Here is a 1,409-nt window from a genome sequence, read left to right as displayed (position 1 = left end):
TAATGCCGATCAGTTAAGGATCCATTGACCGATCCTCAGGCTGTGTAAAAATCCGAAACTCACGGTTGGGTTTCGGTTTTTTTTATGCGCATTGAACAAGCTCTCGATTTTATACACACCTGTCCTCCTGCCAAATTTGAAGGGCTATCAGACCTCTTGTCTCCTGAGCTGGTTCAAGCTTGTCTTGCCGAAACCGGCTCGGTTTCCCTGCGTCGCAGACGTATGCCTATGGAGCGTGTGCTATGGGCCATTATCGGTATGTCCTTGTTTCGTCATGTCTCTATGGCCCAACTCGCGACTAAACTCGACATCCTGTTACCCGGGGACCGCCCTTTTGTCGTACCCAGTGCCTTTATTCAGGCTCGGCAAAAACTCTCGGACAAAGCGGTCGAAATGGTGTTTAACCAGACGGCCAGTTTGTGGCATCAGCAATGTGAGCATCCCACATGGGCTGGACTGCAACTGCTGGCCGTCGATGGTGTGATGTGGCGAACACCAGATACCACTGAGAATACCACTGCCTTTAACAAACCCAAGACTGCCAGTGGAGTACAGAGCTACCCCCAGGTCCGCATGCTTTGCCAGATGGAGTTGACCAGTCATTTGCTGACCCAGGTCGTCATGGATTCTTGCGAGGTCAACGAGATGGTACTGGCTGAGCAACTGATAGCCAATACGCCGGATAACAGCCTGACACTATTCGATAAGGGATTCTATTCATTGGGTTTATTGCATGCTTGGCAACATGCGGGAAGCGGTCGGCATTGGCTGCTGCCCCTGAAGAAGGGAACGAAATTCGAGGTGATAACCAAGTTGGGGCGCCAGGATGTACTGGTCCGGCTCGCAACCACTCCGCAGGCGAAAAAGAAATGGCCGGAGTTACCGCCCTATCTGGAAGCCAGGCTGTTGACCCGTCAAATCAATGGCAAGGAGCGACAAATATTGACCTCGATGACCGACCCGATGCGATATCCGGCGACTGACGTGGCGGAGTTATATATGAATCGTTGGGAGATTGAGCTGGGATATCGGGAAATGAAACAGAGCCTGCAACGGAGCCAGCTCACGCTGCGCAGCAAGAAACCGGAAGGGGTAAGACAAGAGTTATGGGGATTGGTGCTAGCGTATAATCTGTTGCGATATCAGATGGTTAGAATGGCAGCTAGTCTCAATGGTTATACAGCGAGCCAGCTGAGTTTCCATATGGCCTCGGTGTATTTAATCCATGAACTCAGTTGTTTGCCGTTTATTTCGCCGGGTAATGTTCCGGCAAGAGTGGCAGAGCTGGAGAAGCAGGCAGAGCAGTTCATCTTACCGACGAGACGGGAGCGAAGTTACCCTCGATGTGTAAAAGCCAGGCCAAAGAAGTATGCAATCAGAAAACCTAATAAAAACAATGCCAGTCAGCG

Annotated in this window: 1 protein-coding gene; it reads left to right on the top strand. The window is 51.0% G+C overall.

What is annotated here, in order from left to right:
- Window positions 1-84: 84 nt before the first annotated feature.
- Window positions 85-1,409: IS4 family transposase (locus tag ACYVG7_RS10355; protein ID WP_460883040.1), on the top strand; the 1,325-nt coding region annotated here is incomplete at its 3' end.

The sequence above is a fragment of the Pseudaeromonas pectinilytica genome (genome assembly GCF_054780855.1).
This window is presented reverse-complemented; position numbering and strand designations above follow the sequence as displayed.